Source organism: Thiolapillus sp., assembly GCF_048562965.1.
GTDB classification, from domain to species: Bacteria; Pseudomonadota; Gammaproteobacteria; order Chromatiales; family Chromatiaceae; genus Thiolapillus; species Thiolapillus brandeum_A.
The window spans coordinates 1-6,082 of record NZ_JBHNMF010000185.1 but is presented as its reverse complement, the minus strand read 5'-3'; the positions used below and the strand labels follow the sequence as shown (position 1 = coordinate 6,082).

General features: G+C 59.5%; 3 protein-coding genes. 2 read left to right on the top strand and 1 reads right to left on the bottom strand.

The genetic code is table 11. From position 1 onward, the window contains the following. Positions 1-108: 108 nt before the first annotated feature. Both ACOCD2_RS10695 and ACOCD2_RS10690 read left to right on the top strand, forming a co-directional pair. Complete coding sequence (locus ACOCD2_RS10695) at positions 109-372, top strand: hypothetical protein (RefSeq protein WP_293647515.1); 264 nt, start codon at positions 109-111, stop codon at positions 370-372. A gap of 264 nt (positions 373-636) precedes the next feature. Next, a complete protein-coding gene (locus tag ACOCD2_RS10690; protein WP_293647513.1) occupies positions 637-4,464 on the top strand; it encodes a DUF3683 domain-containing protein in 3,828 nt (1,275 codons plus the stop codon). A gap of 105 nt (positions 4,465-4,569) precedes the next feature. On the opposite strand, the gene ACOCD2_RS10685 is transcribed toward ACOCD2_RS10690, so the two are convergent. Beyond that, positions 4,570-6,042: a hypothetical protein gene (locus ACOCD2_RS10685; protein WP_293647511.1), complete on the bottom strand. Its 1,473-nt coding sequence runs from the start codon at positions 6,040-6,042 to the stop codon at positions 4,570-4,572. Between the last annotated feature and the right edge of the window lie 40 nt (positions 6,043-6,082).

Sequence of the window (6,082 nt, the reverse complement as noted above, 5' to 3'; positions counted from 1 at the left end):
CCCCCCGGTTCAAAGGCCGAGGTTCAAAGTAGCCGCCATAAACCAATCCCCTTTATATAGACGGTGCCAACCTGCGGGGCGGCATAGTCCAACAGACATTTATCTGCCATGCTGCGCACAGAAGATAAATGCTTAGATGTTAGCGGGCATGACAGCTCCGGCGCGTACAGCGTTATGTACAGCTTTCCATGGACGGTGCAGTCTCCTGATTTTGGCAACAGAGATTTTATTGGATTCAATTATTCTGGCCGTCTCTATGTTGACGGGCCGGCGTCGATAACATTCAATGCTTATGGTGGCAGCAGCACTGGCAGCAGCAACTACAGCGTAAAATATGCCATATCAGGTTATCTGGTTGATATCGCACCATAAAGCGGGCCCAGAGGGAGCAGCAGGGAAGGCAGATCTGGCGCAAGCGAGATCCAACCGATAGCTACCCCACTGCTTCCCCCTGACCAGCCCTTGCCGGTCAGGAGCATGTAAACAGAGCAAGCCCGCTTCGGGAATCAGGCCTGTTTAGCGGCTTGCAGGCTGCTCCCATGTAAAAAATGAAAATCAGGGCTTCCATGATTTTCACCGGCATAGCGGAAAGGGCTGGCGTGTATAATGCGCTTTTGCCCGGAAGCTCTCACGGCCATGAGCCAGCGCATACGCGAAATCCCCTACAATTACACCTCCTTCTCCGACCGGGAAATCGTCATCCGTTTCCTCGGCGAGGAGAACTGGCGACTCATTGAGGACTTGCGTGGCACCCGGCGCACGGGACGCTCGGCACGCATGTTGTTCGAGGTCCTGGGGGACATGTGGGTAGTGGCGCGCAATCCCTATCTGCAGGACGATCTGCAGCAGAATACCGACCGCCGTAACCAGCTCATCCATGCCCTGAACCACCGGCTCGATCAGTTCGAGGCGCGCCTGAACGACAACCGGCAGGCCGAAAAGCTGCTGCATGCGGCCCGGGAGGCGGTTGACGTTTTTTCCAACTGCTTCGCCGCCAACACCAACCTGCGCCGCAAGGTGAAAACGGCGCTGGCAGGCATCACCCGCAGGGACAACATCGATTTCAGCGGCCTGGCGCGGGTCTCTCATGCCACGGACGCCACGGACTGGCGCGTGGAACTGCCTTTCGTGGTCATATCTCCCGACAGGGAAAAAGAAGTCGCTCCCATCGTGCGCGCCTGCATCGAGACCGGGCTGACGCTGATCCCGCGGGGGGGCGGCACTGGCTATACAGGCTCTGCCGTACCCCTGGATGCTCATTGCGCGGTCATCAACACCGAGAAGTTGGAAATGCTCTCGGAGATCGAAGAAGTGGAACTGCCCGGCGTGCCCGGCAAGGTGCCCACCATCCGCACCGGCGCAGGCGTGGTCACCCGGCGGGTATCGGAAGCGGCCGAAGCGGCCGGACTGGCTTTCGCCGTGGACCCCACCTCCCAGGACGCCTCCACCATCGGCGGCAATATCGCCATGAATGCCGGCGGCAAGAAGGCGCTGCTGTGGGGCACAACCCTGGACAACCTGGCCGGATGGCGCATGGTCACGCCGGACGGCAACTGGCTGGAGGTGGAACGCTTGGAGCACAACCTGGGAAAGATTCACGAACAGGAATTGGTACGCTTCCGTCTGCGCCATTTCCACCCGGACGGCAAGACCGAACTCAAACCCGACGAGTTGCTGGAGATCCCCGGCAGCCATTTCCGCAAAACCGGCCTGGGCAAGGATGTCACGGACAAGTTCCTGTCCGGCCTGCCGGGGGTGCAGAAGGAAGGCTGTGACGGCCTGATCACCTCGGCGCGCTTCATCCTGCACCGTATGCCCGCCCACGTGCGCACCGTCTGCCTGGAGTTCTTTGGCAATGATGTCAGCCGCGCCGTACCCGCCATCGTGGAGCTGCGCGACTACATCGGGAGCCGGAAGGACGTGCACATGCTGGGGCTGGAACACCTGGACGAGCGCTATATCAAGGCGGTGAACTACACTACCAAGGCGTCCCGCCGCGAGCGCCCCAAGATGGTGCTGATCACCGACCTCATCAGCGACGACGAAACCCTGCTGGAACAGGCGGCGGATCATGTCATCGCCCTGGCGCAGGCCCGTGAAGGCGAAGGCTTCATTGCCGTCAGCCCCGAGGCGCGCCGCCAGTTCTGGCTGGACCGGGCGCGCACCGCTGCCATTTCCGCGCACACCAACGCCTTCAAGATCAACGAGGACGTGGTCATTCCCCTGGAGCGCCTGGGGGAGTACAGCCGGGGCATCGAGGCCATCAACATCGAGCAGTCCATCGCCAACAAGCTGGCCATCATGGACGCGGTGCTGGCATTCCTGAACTCGGATCTCACCCATTTGTGCCGCTGCGCAGACTTCCAGGACTCGGCGGAGAATCGCCGCATCATGGCAGACAAACAGGCCGCAGCCAAAGACCTGGTGGAAGCCGCCAGGCAGCGCTGGTCAGCCATCCTCGAAAACCTCGCTGAGCCAGCCGCCAGTCACACGAACCTGCTACGCGAAGCGGAACAGGCGCTGATACAGCCCGGTGATACCCTGCTGGACATGATGCTGCGCCGGGATCTGCGCCAGTCCTACCGCGAGGAAGTGGAACAGCGCCTCAAGGACCGCTTCGCCGGACAGGATCTAGAGCCCCTGCGCAATGAGCTGGACAGCATCCATGGCAAAATCCGTGACAGCCGTCTGTTCGTGGCCCTGCACATGCATGCCGGCGACGGCAACGTGCATACCAACATCCCCGTTCATTCCCACGACTATGCCATGCTGCAGCAGGCCGACCGGGTAGTGGACCGCATCATGGCCCTGGCCCAGTCCCTGGACGGCGTGATCTCCGGCGAACACGGCATCGGTCTGACCAAGATACAGTACCTGGAAGAAGACAAGCTGCAGGACTTCGCCGATTACAAGCAGCAGGTCGATCCCGACGGCCATTTCAACCGCGGCAAGCTCCTGCCCGGCTCAGGCCTGGAAGGCGCCTACACACCTTCCCTGCGACTGCTGCAGCAGGAAGCCATCATCCTCGAAGACAGCGAGCTCGGTGAACTCAACGATGATATCAAGCACTGCCTGCGCTGCGGCAAGTGCAAGCGCGTGTGCCAGACCCACATACCCCGGGCCAACCTGCTGTACTCGCCGCGCAACAAGATTCTCGCCACCGGCCTGATGATCGAGGCCTTTCTCTACGAGGAACAGACCCGGCGCGGCCTGTCCCTGCGCCATTTCGACGAGATGAACGACGTGGCCGACCACTGCACCGTGTGCCACAAGTGCGAGAGTCCCTGCCCGGTAAACATCGACTTCGGCGAGGTCACTGTGCGCATGCGCCGCATCCTGGTGGACCGCGGACAGAAGCGTTTCAGTCCCGGCGGCTGGGCCGCCATGCAGTTTCTAAACACCACCAGCCCCCGCACCATACGCATCCTGCGCACGGTGCTGGCAGGCTGGGGCTTCAAGGGCATCAGCCTGGGACACCGCCTGTTCAAAGCCTTCGGGCTGATCAGGAACAGCGGCAAACCGCCCGCCAATACGACGGGCACAGCGGGCGTGAAGCCTCTGGTGGTGGAGCTGGTGCGCCGCCCCATACATGTGCAACTGCCAAAAACCGACTACCGGACCGCACTGGGCCTGGAAGACAAGACCCAGGTGCCCATCATCCGCAGGCCGGACCTGCCCAGTGAGGAAGCCGAATCGGTATTTTATTTTCCCGGCTGCGGCTCGGAACGGCTGTTTTCCGACATCGGCCTGGCCACCATAGCCATGCTGTACGAGACAGGCGCCGAGATCGTGCTGCCACCGGGCTATCTGTGCTGCGGCTATCCCCAGACGGCCAACGGCGACCATGCCCGCGGCAGGCAGATCACCACCGAGAACCGGGTGCTGTTCCACCGGGTGGCCAACACCCTGAACTACCTCGACATCAAAACCGTCATCGTCTCCTGCGGCACCTGCATGGACCAGTTGCTCAAATACGAGTTCGGGCGCATCTTCCCCGGTTGCCGCCTGCTGGACATCCACGAATGGCTGCTGGAAAAGGGCGTTACCCTGGACGGCTCGCAAACCACCCAATACCTGTTCCACGATCCCTGCCACAGCCCCATGAAGACATACCAGCCCCTGGAGGTCGCCAGCGAACTGCTGGGCAAGGACGTGAAGCTCACCGACCGCTGCTGTGGCGAGTCCGGCACGCTGGGGACTTCACGACCGGACATCGCTACCCAGTTGCGTTACCGCAAGGCCGAAGACCTGCAGCAGGGTATGGCGGCACTGGGCGAAGGCGAGAAACGCATCCTTACCACCTGCCCCGCCTGCCAGCAGGGGCTGCTGAAATACGAGGAGGAAACCGGCCTGAAAACCGACTACATCGTCATGGAAATCGCCAACCAAAAGCTGGGAAACAACTGGCAGCAGGCCTTCATCGGGAAACTGAAGGCGCAGGGGGTGGAGAAAGTACTGCTGTAGCCTGATGAATACCGCCTCTTCCCGCTGAAAAGAGGCGGCAAACCCTGTCCACCATATTCCTCGTGATGGACTGCAACAACGCCAGTACGATGTACACCCGGCTAATCAGGGAAGCAAGTCTTTTCCCGCCCGGAAAACACCATGGTCCGCCACGGAAAATCCGGGAACCAGGCTGATGCTAGGGGCGGCGTACACTACATAAGCACCATTTCCTACCACGACACTGTTCTGGCCAGCCGTTATGGAGTTTTCCGCGGAACAGAAATAATCGCCAGAGTAGGTCACGGGGCCGCTGAGCGTTTCATCGGCCTGGCCACAGCTATCAGGAATATTCAGCGCAACCTGCAGGTCGACCTGGTCGTAGTCTGCTCCACTGGAAAACAGGGTGGCCAGTGACTCATCCAGGGTCATCCCGCCATCGAGATAGTATGCCTTTTGAACATACGACTGGCAGGCAGCACTATTGCACAAATAACCAACTGTCCATTCTGCCGTGGGAATATATGGAACCACCATGTCATAGGAAACAAAAGCGTCTCCCGCCAGCACGGTAAAAATCCTCTGGAACCGGTCATTTGTATGCGTGTTGGTAATACTCACATCGAATCTCGTGCCACCGGCCGGCGCCACTTCGCCCGCCGGCAGGAAAAGCCGCCCGCTGAAATGATCGCCATGCAGCAGCGTCAGATCGACATCGTCGTGATCCGACCCGCCTGGGAGCAGGGTTGCATCGAGGAAATTCCACGTTGTTCCCGAGGCCGCATAGTAACCTGTCAGATAGTAGGGTTCACAACCTGAACCGGAGCAAGAATACTTCACCGACCAGTTTGCCGCCCCCAGGGAGGGCACAACCATTTTGTAGGTCGCGGACGAAGCACCTGCCGCTATTGGAGCAACCCCAAAATAGAAACCATGAACGCTGTCCCGAATAGTAATGCCGATCGATAACCCTCCCGCAGGCGCCACCTCTCCCGAAGGCAGCAATACATTGCCACTGATGCGGTCGCCGTTCAGCAAGGCAAGATCAATGCCACCATGATCCGCTCCTCCCGCAAGCAGGGTAGCAGCGGATTTATCCCAGGTGGTGCCGGCAGCAGCAGCATAGTACCCCACCCTCACATAGCTTTGGTTGGCGAGAAGCCCCAAATCATAGGCCACCTCCCATTGTGCAGCACCATTGGCAGGAACATTTATGCTGTAGCTTTGGGAGGAGTTCCCCTGCGGGATCACAACGGATTTGCCGACACTTTGATCTGAACCGGTATCATTGACATAAACGAGAACTCTCTGCCCTCCTGTCTGCGCCACATCACCTCCGGGCAAAAAAACGGTTCCCGAGATCACATTGTCTGCATAGACAGGAAACCCCGCCCCGAACAAAACCAGGGCCAGCAATACCCCACTGTACGCACGCATCCTGCGGGTCAACTGCCAGTCGCCCCTGAGCGTTCTCACGCCATTCATTTCCGGACCAAATGTGTTGTTAGCAGGCTGTTGAAAAACACCCAAATCTGAGAAAATATCACTAAGAATTGAACGAGAAGCAAAAGTACCATGCGTGGTCCCGATATTCATCAAGAGTAACTACTCACCCCTAAGATGAGTACAAGCCTGCCTC